Below are 14669 nucleotides of genomic sequence, written 5' to 3'. Positions count from 1 at the left end.
CGGGTTCAGACTCATGGCCGCGCCGGGGCATGATGGTCGCAGAGCGGTGCGATGAGCAAAGGTGAGGTCATGACCGGTCCGGAGAGCGGCACTGCAGCGCCGACCGTCAAGGCCAAAGGCCTCAGGGGCGGTGCACTTGGGCTGCTCTCCAGCGTGGTGGTCGGATTGGCGTCCATGGCGCCGGCCTACAGCCTGGCCGCGACACTGGGTCTCATCGTGGCCACCGGCGGCGCGCAGCTCTGTGGCGTCAAAGCCCCAGCCGTCGTTCTCATTTCGTTCATCCCGATGTACTTGATCGCCACCGCATACCAGGAACTCAACAAAGCCGAACCGGACTGCGGCACCACGTTCACCTGGGCGTCGCGGGCATTCGGGCCCATCGTGGGATGGCTGGGCGGCTGGGGCATCATCGCCGCAGAAGTGATTGTGATGGCCAACCTGGCCGAGATCTCCGCGGCTTACTCATTCAGATTCGCCGGGGACCTGGGCTGGCTTTCGCTCGCGGACATGACCAACAGCAGGTTCTGGCCGACGGTCGTGGGCGTCTTCTGGATCGTGACCATGACCTATATCTGCTACCGCGGAATCCAGGTCTCGGCCAGACTCCTGCACGCGCTGTTGGCCTTTCAAATCGTGGTGCTGGTCGCCTTCTCGGCGGTCGCCCTGGTCAAGGCGTATACCCTTGATGGCCAAGGGGTTTCGCTGCACCCGTCGCTGTCCTGGTTTTGGCCCGGCGGTCTGGATTTCGGGACCACCATCGCCCCAGCAGCCCTGATGGCCATCTTCATGTACTGGGGCTGGGACACCGCGGTGGCATGCAACGAGGAATCCGACGACCCCAGCCGCACACCTGGTCGGGCCGCTATCATCTCGGCTGTCTTGCTGCTGGCGACCTACACCCTGGTCACCGTGTCGGCCATCGCGTTCGCAGGTGTCGGGACCCAGGGCATCGGGCTGGGTAATCCCCACAACTCGAAAGACACTTTCGCGTCCATCGGTCCGGCACTGTTCGGCAACGGCGTCCTCGGAAGGATCGCACTGCTGGCGTTGGGGACGTCGATCCTGACCTCCGCACTGGCGTCGACGCAGACGACGATCTTGAAGACCGCACGCACCACCTTGTCGATGGGGGTGTTCAAGGCACTGCCGGCGTCGTTCGCCAAGACCCACCATCGCTATCTCACCCCGACCACCTCCACCGTCGCGGTCGGCGTGGTGTCCGTCGTCTTCTACGTCCTTTTCACGCTGATCAGCACGAATCTGCTTGCCGCGCTGATCGGATCGGTCGGGTTGATGATCGCGTTTTACTACGGCCTCACCGGGTTTGCGTGCGCGTGGTACTACCGCCACACCCTCACCAATTCGGTGCGAAATCTCATGATGCGCGGCGTCGTCCCGTTGCTGGGCGGTGTCACCCTGCTGATCGTGCTGATCTATGGGCTAAACCAGTACGCCAGGCCCGAATGGCTGACCGACGACAACGGCCACAACATCACAATCCTGGGAGTCGGCGCCGTCGCAGCGGTCGGCATCGGCGCGCTGCTGCTCGGATCGATCCTGATGGTGATCTGGTGGGCAATCGCCCCGGACTTCTTCCGCGGCCGCACCATGAGCCGCGGCAGCGCCGCAACGGATTCCGGCGCGGACGTCGCCGAATCGGCAGGCCCGTGATCGCATGCTGGTCGGGCTGAGGTATGCCGCGAACCCGACAAAAATCTTCTGCATTGCTGTGGCGACTCCTCGGACTCGACATCGCAAGTTCCTCAAGCGATTTGTTGTCTAACTGTGGTGTCAACCGGTCTAATTCGGTCCTCGCCCGGTGACCTGCGTTCCACCCGGTGTGCGCGCCAGCTCAAGGGACCAAGGGCCCTAGCCCCAGAGTGCACTGACGCGCACGCTCACTTCGTGCGGTGAAGTTGAGACGGACGTCTCGAAGCTGCAGCTGCGGCGCATAGTTCGACCACCCGACCGGAGGAGATCATGGGGCAATTACAGCAACTGGACCTGGTGTCCACATACATGCAAGCGCCCGTGCTGGGCGCCCACACCATCTCACTTCGGCTCGGCGAGTCAGAAGCAGGGCATTTGAACGGCCAGCTCACTCTTGACCCGAATACCTGCACTCTCGACGCCTGGGGTGACCACACCGGATGCACCAAGATGGCCGTTTTGCGTCGAGATGCGACAGCGACGGCGATGAAAGCTCTTGACCCCCAAGGCCATAACCGAGTCCTATGGGTTCTGGATACTCACGGAGCATCCACAGACGACGTCAAGCTGATCGAGTACCCGCAAGCAAACCTGTGGTATTTGACGGTGGGCGAGGCGGCGGTGGTGCCACTTTTTGATGCCCGGCTCTTCGCTGCCGATCCGGCGGGCACCATCCAGATGCGGTATGGCATGCCGCTTCGGGATCTCACCCAGCGTGGCGACGTCAATGAAATGCGATCCGAGGCTGAAGTCGTTCGAAATGCGTTGGGCGCGCTGGATGCACACCCCGAGCTCGGTCAAGCCTGTGGGCTCGACGCCAGCCACGTCGCCGATGTGCGTGCCGCCCTGGCAGACCTCGACGACACCCTGGCGAATCTAAAGGATTGACGCATGACGCAACCGACGCGGTTGCCAAGCGCACAGGACTGGACGGCTGCACGGCCCGTATATGTGGTGTGGGAGCTGACGCTGGCCTGCAACCAGCGATGTGGCCACTGCGGTTCCCGCGCGGGAAGCAAGCGCAGCGGTGAACTCACGTTGGACGAATGCCGCGACGTAGTCGAGCAGCTCGCGACACTGGGCACCCGGGAGATCACGCTCATCGGCGGAGAGGCATACCTACGACGAGACTGGGTCGAGGTGGTTCGCGCTATCTCTGAGCACGGGATTCTCGCCACCATGCAGACGGGTGGCCGCGGGCTTCACCCGCACCTTCTCGACGCCGCAATCGCCGCGGGTCTGCGCTCGGTCGGGGTATCAATCGACGGACCCGATGATGTGCACGACGCGCTGCGCGGCGTCCCGCGCTCCGCCGCATCGGCCTGGCGCCTGCTGACGCTGTGCCGCGATCGCGGTTTGCCGACGACTGTGAACACAACCGTGACGCCCCCGGCGTTGACGCGCCTCGATGAGATGTTCGAGCGGCTTATCCAAGTCGGCGTATCCAGCTGGCAGGTCGGCATCAACGTGGCCATGGGTCGGGCAGCCGACGACCCGACTCTGCTGCTGCAACCATATGACTTGCTCGAGCTGGTGCCGCGGCTTGCCGCGCTGGCCCGTGCCGGTCAGCCCCGCGGCCTGGTCGTCATGCCGGGAAACACCATGGGCTACTTCGGCCCCGAAGAGGCGCTGCTCCGGCAGGGCGGCGATACCCTCATGCACTGGACCGGATGCAACGCCGGTCGTAACGGCATGGGTCTGGAATCCGACGGCACGCTCAAAGCCTGTCCGTCGCTGCCTCGCGAAGACTACACCGCCGGTAATGTGCGCGAATTACCGATCGAACAGCTCTGGCAACGCTCCGACGGGGCACGATACCTCCGCACCCGGACCGTAGACGATCTGTGGGGCTTCTGTCGCACGTGCGTGTATGCCGCCGACTGCCTGGCCGGGTGTACTTGGGTCAGTCATTCCTTCCTGGGCCGTCCGGGCAACAATCCGTACTGCCACCACCGGGCACTAGCGCTTCAGCAGCAGGGTTTTCGCGAGCGGGTGCAACGGGTCAACGCACCGCGGGGTGAGCCGTTCGACATCGGCGAATTCAGCTTGATCCTTGAACGCGAGGATGGTCGCGGTCCTCGTGAGGTTCAGGCCCCGCCGCCCTGGTCGCGGCCGAACACGCGTGATCGCACCGAACGACCTGTGCCGCGAAGACTCGCGCTATGTCCCGATTGCAGGCGATATTCGGATCCGGTTCATGGGCAATGCGTCTACTGCGGCTGCGATTTGGCTCAAGCCAACATCGAGCGCGCGCGGCATTTGGCTCAGGCCCGTCAAGCGCTGGCCCACCTTCGCAAAACGCTCGCTGAATCGTACTGGTGGCCTGAAGGGCTAGCAGATGACCTCAGGGAACGCGGAATTGCCGCCGGCGGTACGACGAGTTATTTGTCGCCGTCAGGCCAACCGCCTTCGCGGTCGGACGGTTCTTCTGCTTGATGGAGAGTGCGGATTAGGATCCGGTCCTACGAGACCGAACACCGATCAATCGATGAGGAAGCTTTGAGAGCGGTGGCGTGCCGATGCAGATCCATCACCATGGCACGTGTCAGGAATACGCGACCGAGTTGAATTCAGGTCCGCGTGGAACTACTGGTAAACGGTAACGATAGCCTCAAAAGTGCACGCTTCTTCTCCACGAGCCCACGGCTGTTTGTAGTCAGCCGTAATGGTAGTTGTGCCTGCCTTCAAAGCCTTGAACGTCCAGACATCTTGACCCGGTTCCCCCAGAACCAGCGGCGGGCCGATCGGTCCTTCCCACTCGTGACTGGTTTGCTGCACGACCGTGGGATCGCCGATCTCTGTGTCCGTTGTCCAACTGTATCCGGTGGTTGGATTCGAGCCTAGGCGGATTTTCAGTATGTTATCGACAGCCACATCAACATTGGAGATGATGGATCGCTCCATCACGTTCATCACCTCGCCGTAGTAAACATCGATAGCCGCAGCAGGATCGCCACCCGGCCCGCCCAGGTCCCGGCCCCGTATAGGCGGCAGGGCGTCCACCCTAATAAGGTTGGGCTTCTCGAGCTCCCCCTCTAACTCCACGACGTGGCGGTTATAGAATTCCAGCTCGAAATCCGGTTTGAAGAGTTCTCGCTCATGGAAATGGAGCAGGTACTCGCCATCGCGCGTCTGCAGCCAGTAGTCCGGGCCCTCGCTTTTCGTCCCTACCCGACCAAGCTTCACGTAGAGAAAACCCTCGAACTTCATGCTTCGCTGCCCTCTTGGCGATGTTGCGCATTTATTAAGGTGACCTGTTTAACGGCATCTGCCCCGAAGTAGCCGCCAACAACGATGCCGGTTAGTACCGTAAAGTTTGGAATCAAATTTTCAGCCAGTGCAGATAACGTTCGGTCCTTCGACGTGATCAAAAACGCCGCCCAACCGGCAATGACAAGATAGGTGACAACGAACGCGGCAGCAATTCCATCGCGCATCGAGTTCTTATCATGACGGCCAGCCCCCGCGTGCCGCTGCAAAAGCCAAACACCCAGAAAGGTGGTGACCGCAATCACCGCAGCGCCTACCTGCAGTGCCGTGTCAGATTGCGTGAAGTATTGATCCCACAGCGGAGCGCCCGCCGCCACTACCACATCTGCTACCACCAGAATCGCCGTACCAAATCTCACGGAACGACGCCGCGCATCGTTCTGTAAGACGCCTTCGACGTCGGAGGCGGCGTGGGCCAATGCGTCAGTCATAACTTACCCTCCCTGTCACTATTCAGGTGGATGCCACCCAGCCTCCACAGCTGGTGCGCGCCGACATAGGGCCAAAAGCCCATCGACGCTAGAGACGAACGGCCCCAGTCCTGGAGGCCGCGAAGAGTATCGTCAGCAGATCCCCTGCGAATCAGTACATTAAGCGGCTTGATTTATACATCCTGGATTCGTCGGATCGTTCGACGAGTTCTGCAGTCCTTGAATTCGATTCGGATGCGATCGAGGGCTCCAAATGAGGGCATCGGTTGACGCGCTCGTGACAAAACCGAGAATGATTTTATGAGCATATCACGTTCATTTCAGTTATCCAGAAAATGTATATCGACAGAACCAGTATGCCTATTGCCGTGTCGTCTGACGAGCTCAAACAATAAAGAAATTTCCGAAAGGTGCCTCATAAGAACGAAACTAACTTACGACAAAAAATGTTTGTTCTTGAGCGCCGCCTAGCTGATCGAGCCGCGCCGCTATGGCAGCCGGACACGGTAAGCACAACGCTTAGGCCGGTCAGCCCACGCCGGTCGAGGCGCCAAGGGTGGGCCCCAAGGGGGGGCGCCAACTCAGGTGTCGTTCGCCGAGACACTTAGGGCCTTAAGCCCCTTGGTCGAGGGTGGCGCCCGGCCAAGACTCGAAGGCAACACGTTCAGGCTCGTACGTGTTAGCGGGAAGTAATTCATTCGTACTTGCGGAAATTTCCAGCAGTACAACAGAGCGAGCGCAGAGCAGAACGGCGTCGCGAAAACTGTGTTGATCACGCAAATTGTTTGCCCTCGGCAAGGGGAAAGTTGTGAAGCTCATCGATTTTTCTGCCCAGGAGATCCCACCAGCCGCCATCAAAGCTGCCGGGTATGGCGGCGTGATCGCCTATGTGTCGGAATCGCGGCCGGGCACCACCTTCGGCGCAAAACCTGTAACCCGCGAGTACGCCGACGCGCTACGCGCTCAGGGCCTGCAAATTGTGAGCAACTTTCAATATGGCAAGCCGGACGGATCCGCGCCGTCAGATTTCACCCGCGGTTTCGCCGGCGGGGTTGCTGATGCGCAGACCGCGATGCGGCTGCACAAAGCTGCCGGCGGGCCGGACTCGGCGCCAATCTTCTTCACGATCGATGAGGACATCGATCTCGCTCGCTGGAACAGCGTGGCCGCCGAGTGGTTCCGCGGGATCAACTCTGTTCTGGGAGTGGACCGTACCGGTATCTACGGCCACTCCCGCGTATGCGCCTGGGCGATCGACGACGGCGTCGTTGGTTACTCGACGACGCCTGGTCGTCGCTGGGTCTGGCAAACGAAAGCCTGGTCGTGTGGTAACCAGGAACCCTCAGCGGTGCTCTACCAGGACGTCGTCGACACCGCGTCACACCCCGGTCCCCGTATAACCGACATCGCTGTCGACGAAGACGAAGTTCTCGCAGACGATTTCGGTCAGTGGAGTCTTGACCGGCCAGACCACGCCACAGTGTCGAAGCCTGACTTCGAAGAGCACACTGACATGGAAAGCCCCTATTTCGACTCCCGCAAATCCGAGGTCTTGTGGTTCGTGCTCCACACCGAGGATGGCTACAGCAAGTCTGCGCGAAATCTCGCCAACTATATGTGCAACAACGACGCTGAGGTTTCGTACCATTACACCGTCGACAACGATGGACAGGTATACAACGTCGTTGACACCGACAATCTCGCCAACGCGGTGTTTGAGCCCGGCAACTCCAAATCCATCAATCTGGCTTTCGCTGGGTCGTTCGCGCGGTGGTCCCGCCAGGACTGGTTAGACAGGATGCGGCATGGCATCGACGTAGCCGCCTACATCGCAGTTCGGGATGCGCGGCGGTACGGGCTGCAGCCAAGGGTGATCAGTCCCGCCGACGCGGCCAGGGGTGAATCGGGCCTCACGGACCATAACGGCGTGCGGATTGCCACCGGAAAGGGTGACCATACTGACGTGGGTCCGGGCTTTCCCTGGGATTACTTCGGGCAAAAGGTGAGCGAATACGTCGGCGAAGTAACAGCCTCGGCGCCAAATATGGGGACTTATTCAGACCGGGTCGAGCCTATCGGCAGCGGGTCTGTCAGCCTCCATGTCGCCCATATTCAGGATCGGTTGAACACGGTCTTCCATGCGGGCCTGCTACCCGACGGAGAATTCGGTGAGAAGACGCATGCTGCTGTAGCACAGTTTCAGACGAGCCGTGGCCTAATCCCCGACGGCCGAGTCGGGCCTCATACGTGGTTGCAGTTGTTCTCCGATCGCGATCGTCTGGCAAAAGCTATGTACAGCGGATGGCGCCCACCACTTCCCGGAGCACTAGTTCTGCCGAAGCCCATTGACCCTGGACCACCGGTGTCCTTATCAAACAAGCTCAAAGATGTCACCGGACCTGGCGGCCTCACCGATCAGTTCAGCATGGCTGCAACGGATCTGGGCGTCATGGCCCGCACTCCGTCGGGCCGCATCTTGGCTGTATTCGGCGACACGTTCCGCGAGCCGCGGGTGGCCGGCAGCGACTGGCGTGCACCTGTCGCCCTGTTCTCCGATACCAAAAATTTGGACCAGGGCATTGTTTGGAGCGAGGCGGCCGGCGGAGACCCGAACTACGCTCGACAACTCTGGCCGTACCCCCACCACCTCCCCTCGGGTGACACCACCGTGTTGCCCTCGGACGTGATGACGATCGGCAACGCAATGTACCTCCACGCGAGCGCGCACTTCCCGTTCGGAAACGTCGGGTTCACCGAAATCTGGAAATCCACCGACGACGGCCACACCTGGTTCCGCCCGGGCCCCCGCTTCGACGGCGGGACCCACAACGGGCTGGCGCAGCTGTGGACCTGGGACCTCGGTGATGACGGGTTCGTCTACGTGATGTCCACGGCCTTCCGCGTCGCACGCGACGCGCCGATAATTTTGCGTCGCGTTCCCGCCGACAGGCTTACCGACCCGGGCGCTTATGAGGGCTGGGGTTTTGGTGCAAACGGATGGGCTTGGGGCAACGAACCGACGCCGGTTCTTGAAGGCGGCTACGGCGAGATGTGCCTTCGGCGCATTCAGGGTCAATGGGTGTTCGTGGTTTTCAACAACTTCGCATACCGCCTTGAGCTGCGGGTGTTCCCCGACATCACCTCCAACCTCTACAACGTGCCCATGAACATCCCGATACACGGCGCCGACTGGGGCGCCGAGGCCGGCGACGCCGTGGCCCAATTGTACGGGCCTTCCATCGTTCCGGGTTCGCGCCTAGACGCCGGCTTCCATATCCTCGTCAGCCAGTGGAAAGCACCCGGTCCCTGGCCTTACCACGTAATGCAGTTCAAGGTCCCGCTACCCCCGGATATGGCGTCAGTTCAGACTTTGGAGCGCGCCGTTGGCTCAAATAATGGTCGTAAGCGACCCTCAGTCAGCCCAAACGGGCAGGCCAAAAAAGCTGCGACGAAGGCTCAGTCCCGTCGGCGGAACGCACCCGACACTGGGCCTAGCCAGCCCGCAAGAAGCGGCAGCGGCATGTGAAGTGAATACCCTGATGGCCGGGAACTGGAAGCGCTCCTGTTGTCGAAAGGTTCTGCTTAACCAAGCTTGCTCTGCATATCTGCTTATGTGAGCCGTTTACTTAGGGAGGTTTCCGCATGGACACCGATTATGGCTGGCCTGATCTCAGCGATGCGTATGCCGATCTTGAGAGTCAAATCCAGCACGTCCACTCCGACTATCCGGAAACACAAGATGAGGACCCAACTTCTGATCAGGACAGCCAGACCCCGACCTATACGGAAGACCCGGGACCGGTTCAACCGCCCGTTGAAAGCCAAGTTCACAAAGACATCAGGCAGCAGCTGAAACATCTCAGCGCTACCCGGGCCGATCTTGCGCACCGCGGAGGACTGCTCCTTAACGCGCTGGAACAACTGGAAAGCAAACGCGACTGGCAAGGAGAACTCGACTACTGGGTGCAGGAAAGCCAAGAAGCGCAAACAGCTGCCGTGATGAGCTGCTTAGATCTGCTCGTCGGGGTTGCCGGCCCTGTTGCCGAAGCGCTACAGACCCACCACTTCAATAGCGGACTCCTCTGGTCCAGGTACCTCGAAAAGAAAGGCCGATTAGAGTCCCTTCGGCTGGCGTTGAATTCGCATAACCTATCAAGTGCCGAAGCGCGCCAGGCCGCTCAAGAACTCACGGTGGAAATCAGCGATATTTCGAAGGCAATCTCAAAAGAGTCCACCCTCATCAGTGTGTATAATTTTCTTGATAGGTGGTCTTTCCGGATCGAGAAAGCGGTCGAAGTAATCGAAGCAGTCAACTCTAGCGCCGAGAAACACAATCTTCTCTTGGCCGCACATCGCGTTGGAGAGTTTTTTGCGAGTCAAATCGCTGACATGGGCATGGTCAGAATCGAAAAAGACTTGATAAAAGAGGGACTGCTTCCGTGGGAACGAGGTCTGCTGCTGGCAAACTTCTTTGTCGGATATGGTTATAACAGCTTTAGATTTTATACGGCGTTCAATAATGTCCATAGCATTCTGGCAGACATCGACAACTCTTCGGCCACGGCAGCAAGGTTAAGGAAACTCCACAGCGAAACGGTTAGCCAGATAAGAAACATCGACAAGCAATTGAATCGACTGAAACAGGTTCAGGACAATGACGCACAGGCGACGGAACTCCTCCGGCAGCTAAAAGCCGATCGAAGAAGATCAGCATTCAACGCGGGCATCGGGACCGCTTACGCTCTCACAACTGTCCCAGAATCCCGGTGCCCCGCATGACAATTATTCTGCACAGCCTGGGGCGATTGTCGTCCCAGCGGGTAGTAAGCACAATATGGCCCGCGGGCCGTACCGGCCACCGGTCGCACCCGACGAGTAACTGATGGAGGTCCAATGCAATGACTACGGAAAATGCTGAACCTCAGGGCAATCCCGTCGAATCCGCGGCCCAAGGCGACCTCGCCGACTCCGCCGCCGGCGGAACACCCGCCGAGACGCCGAAGACAGTGCACGTCGCCTGTCGTCACCTCGAGATTTATTCGCAACCACCCGGGGCTGATGTATACGTGAGTCTTCGCATTCTGGGCTGGGTCCACATCGGTAAGACCGGAGTGGATACGCCCGCCCAGTGGGATTACACAGAGATTGTCGAATGGGATGCCGAGAAGAGCACTTGGGCGATACCGGAATTTTTTCTCTCTGACGGAAATGTCAACATCACTTTGGCTGCAGGAATACCCAATTACGGCGATGCGACTGTCCAATTAGTACGAGGCCCGGAGGATTTCCAGTGTTTTTCCGATCCGCCAGACGTTCTCGCCGCTCAAGGAAAAATCGGAAACTGCCCAGAAGCAAATCCGGCGTACACTAGCTCCGTTACCATAGTTATTCCTCCAACAATGAATTACGCAATCGCGTGGTACTATCTTAAAGTCTATTCTGATCCGCCGGGCGCTCATATCTATAATGCCCAGGATAATAGCTACTGGGGCAAGACCGGGTTGGACAAACCCATATTCATACATCTGGCATTGCCCGTGGTATGGAACGAACAGGGCAAAAAGTGGACTTGGAAGGAGCCACATTTCGTTGGCGGCTGCTATGAAGCGACTGTCATTGCGAGGAGGGTGGGCTACAGCGATGCGACGCAGACATTACGGATTCCCTCAACCCACTTCATTTGCTTTCCAGATTCGCCGGACGAGCTTACCGCTCAAGGCAAAATCGGCAGGTCTGACCAGCCAAACCCGAGTAATACCAGTGAAATGATGATCGTCTTACAATCGGGCGCCGGTGACGCCCTCGCGGGGTAGGACAACCGGTCATCGCACGGGTTTACCTTCACCAATCGTCACCTTGGTTGGTCATCGACGAGTTCGTTCAACTTTCCCACTAGCTCATCGGTCCGGGGCTGCATCCACATAGGACCTCCGCCGGACTTGACACTGTACGGCGAGTTTTCGCCAGGTTTGACGCCATTAGCATTTCTCACCGCGTCGTAGTTGATGGGGACCAGTCGAATGTCACGTTGGTCGAAGAGGTCCCATCCCTCTGGCCCGGGTCCCCACAAAAACACCGCACCATGTTTGCGGGAATATGCCGCCTTCGTCGCCATCCCTTCTTTCGGCATAAGCAACGGCCAGCCGTTTTCATATTCACCGGTTATGTTCGGGAGCACTTTGCCATGACGGCTTGCTTCTTTGGCGAGTTGCCCCGCCTTCTGGAGTAAAAATTTGGCGCCGAAGCCGTCTTCTTTGTCGAAACCGGGATACAGATTCATCCCGTACATCGCTTGCCGATTGTCCCATCTATCCTGCAATTTCTGCTCGCCATCGCCAGGCCAGGCAACGAATTTAGGAAATTCATTCTCAGCCCAGGCGAGGGCATCGGAACCCTCTTTGCTCTGCTGGATCAGCATAGGCAAGGTTGTCTCATCGAAATCGCCAACGGTGTTGGCGGGCTTGTACGACGGATGTTCCCATGGCGACGGGTAAAAAGACAGTAGGCCACTGAACCTAAGGACCGCGTCGTCATGATCGCCAGTGAGTCGGGACGGCTCCCCTACCCAAATAAAGTAGGGGTCTCCGTTGATGTCTGTGGAGATAATTGGGTACAGGCGATAGGCGTTGCGCCGCACTAACTCTCCGGCCAACGGGAAGGCGTCCAGCGTTTTGGTGGTTTTGTTTTGATCACGCCTAGCCCGCAATGGACAGTCCGGATAAGGATTTTCCTGATAAATGTATTTTCCTTCGTGTTCGATGATAGCTACTACGCCGAAGGGAATCTCTTTGAGCCATGCGTAGTTTTCGACCCAGTACTGATAGTGTTTGTACATCGGGAACTGGTTCGGGTCGTGGGGATCGATATGAAGTTCTTCCTTGAGTTTCACTTCCAAGCGCTGAACGAAGCTGAGATCCTTTTTGGTCGTATCGGTTTTGAGCTTGTCAGTCAGAAAGTCGCCGACATTCTTCAACGCGTACCGGAATTGGTTGGCTGAAATTGCGATAGCTGGTCCAAGCATATCTTCGTACTGGGCGCAGTAGTCGAGGTATTGGGCAAAAACAGCCCGGATCGAGAACCACACCAAGGCTTGGCCGAACACGACTTGGGCGGGCGTACACATCTTGCTAATGTCGCCCAGCTCGGGGAACCGATACGACCAGGGCTGGTAGACGTAGCTTCGCGGGGTATATCCGGAAGATGGGTCCCCCGCACCCTCGACGGCCGCGCCGGCGGAATAGACCGCATCGACGTTGAGCAGGGATCGCGCCTTGAGGCTGGGCGACAGCGGCGCCGGGTTTGACTGGAGCGGTCGGGCTGCTAGGTCGTTGATCTCTTCCGCGGTGCGCGCCTGGCTCTGCAACGTGGCGAACTCGGCGCGCAACGCCTGCTTGCGCTCCGAGTACTCGTTCTGGATTTCAGGGTCTAGCCGCTCGTATTGGATGATTTCGATCGCAGTGCTGATCGCGGACCTGATCGCAGCTGTCTTCACAACTTCTTTCACATCTTCTGTCGCACCGACCGGCTCCGCCGCCCGGGCTGAGAGGAACCTGTTGGGTAAGACCGCCCCCGAAGGAAGATCCTTCGGGGCGTGTTCCGGCACCTCCGACACCGCAGGCTTCTCGAACACCGCCTCCCACACCTCGGGATTGACGCACTTCTCAATGCCGCCCTTCTCAAAGAGGTCGGCTTGGGTCTGCGCCCAATCCAGGGGGGTGCACCCGAGGGGGCGGCCGGCAACCCGCACCGTGAATTCGTTCGCAGCGGTGGCGTTCCTTAGCTTCTTCAAGTAGTCCGCCGCAATCCCCGCACTGACCAAAGGTAGGGACACCGAGACACCGCCCCCGATGCCGAAGGTGTCCTCGGTGAGGACACTGTTGCCTTTCAACGTGCCTTCGAAGATCCCTACGCCCGACTCCTCGATCTCGTCGACGTAGCCTGTGCCGAAGGTGTCGTAGAAGTCGGCCAGTGCAGCGACTAGGGCTGAGACGCTGGCGAGATCACTCTCATCGAAAGCTTTGGCGGCTTTCAATACGTTGTCCATCTTCTCGGCGAACAGTTTCGTTCTGCAGTCCAATAATTGTTGCTGAGTGCCCATCTTAAATGTGGTGGTTGTCGAATTGATCCTTCTCCCGAACACCTTCATTTGCGTTGAGCGACGGCAAGCATTGAGCGATTGTTGGACGTAAAACTTTGCCGAAGCATCGATGATCCCGGTTTTCAGCGTCAGGGACCCAGATACACTCCACGCCCATGCGTCTTGCGATTCGGAGCTAGAACCGTCGCCATACACATCGGTTACCGACTTACCCCGGCCACGATCAAGCAGTCCCGCTTGTTCCAAAAGTTGCGTATCAAACGCCTCGGCACCGGCGAGGAGCTGATTGGTATCTGCATTGATCGCCGTGCCGATGTGAAGGAATTCAAACTCTTCTGGATACGGATCGTTCAGAGGATCGAAGGCGTTATCATCTTCGCGGTCAGACATTGATTTCCCCGTCTGCTCTTTTGGTCCCCGTTGTAAAGCATGAATCGATTTCAACGCTATCCAGCCAAATGACAACCCACTAGTGTCAAAAGTCCCTCAGTCGAGCCCTTTGGCTAGCGCCAGTCTTGCCACCGGCCCCAGGTGAGGGCGGATCACGGATGCAACTTGCGGGGTGGGGACGTCATCCAACGCGTGCGCCCGATTGGCGCTGCGTGGTTAAGAAACGGGCGATGTCAGCGTAGCCTTGCGAGGCTTCAACATTGATGACTATGTCGATGCGAGGAGGTGGCTGAGGACATAATTTGTAGCCGCAGCGTTCGCTGAACATCAAAGCGGAAAGGTAACGCCGGTCAACTCCTCTGAAACTGTCCAGAGTCGCTTTTGCAGTGCCTGGTAGTGCGATTGCTTGCTGGATCTAACGATCTTCGGATAACCGTGGTTCTCGAAGATTCGGTCACCGTGGCGATGCATCGACGACGTCGAGCTAGCAACCGCCGAACGGGTGGCCTGGTACAACCAGGAACACCTGCACGAAGCCCTGGGCTACCAGAGCCCAGCCGAGTACGAGGCCGCCCTCACCGGCACCTCACAACCAGCGAGCCAGCCAACCCCGGCCCTCGCAACCGACCAGGAACAAAACCTGGGGCAGTTCAGATCCAGGACCTCACCATCAGATGAAACGCCCTGGAAATCCCGGAGGCTCCTGACCTTGGAAACGAGGATGCAGGTATGCCGAAGGAACAGTTGCCGGGGAAGCCCACGGCGCGTCG

At 58.9% G+C, this 14669-nt stretch carries 8 protein-coding genes and 4 pseudogenes; 8 read left to right on the top strand and 4 right to left on the bottom strand.

All coding sequences use genetic code 11. From position 1 onward, the window contains the following. Positions 1-69: 69 nt before the first annotated feature. From AAHS21_RS10000 to AAHS21_RS09990, 3 genes and pseudogenes are all read left to right on the top strand, one after another. Positions 70-1626, top strand: a pseudogene (locus AAHS21_RS10000) (APC family permease); the annotation flags it as partial. Positions 1627-1980: 354 nt separating this feature from the next. Next, positions 1981-2598 (top strand): hypothetical protein, encoded by a 618-nt coding sequence (locus tag AAHS21_RS09995; RefSeq protein ID WP_342927523.1) that lies wholly within the window; start codon positions 1981-1983, stop codon positions 2596-2598. Between the two features lie 3 nt (positions 2599-2601). Continuing rightward, positions 2602-4146 carry a radical SAM protein gene (locus tag AAHS21_RS09990; RefSeq protein ID WP_342927522.1) on the top strand — a complete coding sequence of 515 codons (1545 nt, stop codon included), beginning with the start codon at positions 2602-2604 and terminating at the stop codon, positions 4144-4146. 150 nt (positions 4147-4296) lie between these two features. Here AAHS21_RS09990 and AAHS21_RS09985 read toward each other — a convergent pair whose 3' ends face one another. Then, positions 4297-4920, bottom strand: a complete 624-nt coding sequence (locus tag AAHS21_RS09985) for a protease inhibitor I42 family protein (RefSeq protein WP_342927521.1) — start codon at positions 4918-4920, stop codon at positions 4297-4299. Continuing rightward, a complete protein-coding gene (locus AAHS21_RS09980; RefSeq protein ID WP_342927520.1) occupies positions 4917-5411 on the bottom strand; it encodes a hypothetical protein in 495 nt (164 codons plus the stop codon). Before AAHS21_RS09980 ends, AAHS21_RS09985 begins: the two co-directional genes overlap by 4 nt. Before the next feature lie 781 nt (positions 5412-6192). Here AAHS21_RS09980 and AAHS21_RS09975 point away from each other — a divergent pair. The 4 genes and pseudogenes from AAHS21_RS09975 to AAHS21_RS09960 all read left to right on the top strand — a co-directional run. Then, positions 6193-6876 (top strand): annotated as a pseudogene (locus AAHS21_RS09975) (DUF1906 domain-containing protein); the annotation flags it as partial. Positions 6877-6924: 48 nt separating this feature from the next. Further along, positions 6925-8937, top strand: coding sequence for a DUF4185 domain-containing protein (locus tag AAHS21_RS09970; protein WP_342927887.1), 2013 nt, complete (start codon positions 6925-6927; stop codon positions 8935-8937). Positions 8938-9053: 116 nt separating this feature from the next. Then, positions 9054-10190 (top strand): hypothetical protein, encoded by a 1137-nt coding sequence (locus AAHS21_RS09965; RefSeq protein WP_342927519.1) that lies wholly within the window; start codon positions 9054-9056, stop codon positions 10188-10190. 119 nt (positions 10191-10309) lie between these two features. Next, on the top strand, positions 10310-11224 hold the full coding sequence (locus AAHS21_RS09960) for a hypothetical protein (RefSeq protein WP_342927518.1): 915 nt from the start codon (positions 10310-10312) through the stop codon (positions 11222-11224). A gap of 38 nt (positions 11225-11262) precedes the next feature. Here the strand turns inward: AAHS21_RS09960 and AAHS21_RS09955 are convergent, their stop codons facing one another. Next, the gene (locus tag AAHS21_RS09955) at positions 11263-13899 is read right to left on the bottom strand and encodes a hypothetical protein (RefSeq protein WP_342927517.1); all 2637 of its coding nucleotides are present in this window, start codon (positions 13897-13899) and stop codon (positions 11263-11265) included. A 327-nt stretch (positions 13900-14226) separates the two neighbouring features. After that, positions 14227-14334, bottom strand: a pseudogene (locus AAHS21_RS09950) (short-chain dehydrogenase); the annotation flags it as partial. A 16-nt stretch (positions 14335-14350) separates the two neighbouring features. Here AAHS21_RS09950 and AAHS21_RS09945 point away from each other — a divergent pair. After that, positions 14351-14470, top strand: a pseudogene (locus AAHS21_RS09945) (integrase core domain-containing protein); the annotation flags it as partial. Positions 14471-14669: the final 199 nt, after the last annotated feature.

Source organism: Mycobacterium sp. 050272, from assembly GCF_039023525.1.
Lineage (GTDB): Bacteria > Actinomycetota > Actinomycetes > Mycobacteriales > Mycobacteriaceae > Mycobacterium.
Note: the sequence above shows the minus strand (reverse complement) of the source record. Positions and strands in the feature narration are given on the sequence as shown.

Excerpts from the sequence above, each read along its gene's own strand:
- AAHS21_RS09995 (WP_342927523.1), top strand. The coding sequence starts at position 1,981 with ATGGGGCAATTACAGCAACTGGACCTGGTGTCCACATACATGCAAGCG.
- AAHS21_RS09990 (WP_342927522.1), top strand. The coding sequence starts at position 2,602 with ATGACGCAACCGACGCGGTTGCCAAGCGCACAGGACTGGACGGCTGCA.
- AAHS21_RS09985 (WP_342927521.1), bottom strand. The coding sequence starts at position 4,920 with ATGAAGTTCGAGGGTTTTCTCTACGTGAAGCTTGGTCGGGTAGGGACG.
- AAHS21_RS09980 (WP_342927520.1), bottom strand. The coding sequence starts at position 5,411 with ATGACTGACGCATTGGCCCACGCCGCCTCCGACGTCGAAGGCGTCTTA.
- AAHS21_RS09970 (WP_342927887.1), top strand. The coding sequence starts at position 6,925 with ATGGAAAGCCCCTATTTCGACTCCCGCAAATCCGAGGTCTTGTGGTTC.
- AAHS21_RS09965 (WP_342927519.1), top strand. The coding sequence starts at position 9,054 with ATGGACACCGATTATGGCTGGCCTGATCTCAGCGATGCGTATGCCGAT.
- AAHS21_RS09960 (WP_342927518.1), top strand. The coding sequence starts at position 10,310 with ATGACTACGGAAAATGCTGAACCTCAGGGCAATCCCGTCGAATCCGCG.
- AAHS21_RS09955 (WP_342927517.1), bottom strand. The coding sequence starts at position 13,899 with ATGTCTGACCGCGAAGATGATAACGCCTTCGATCCTCTGAACGATCCG.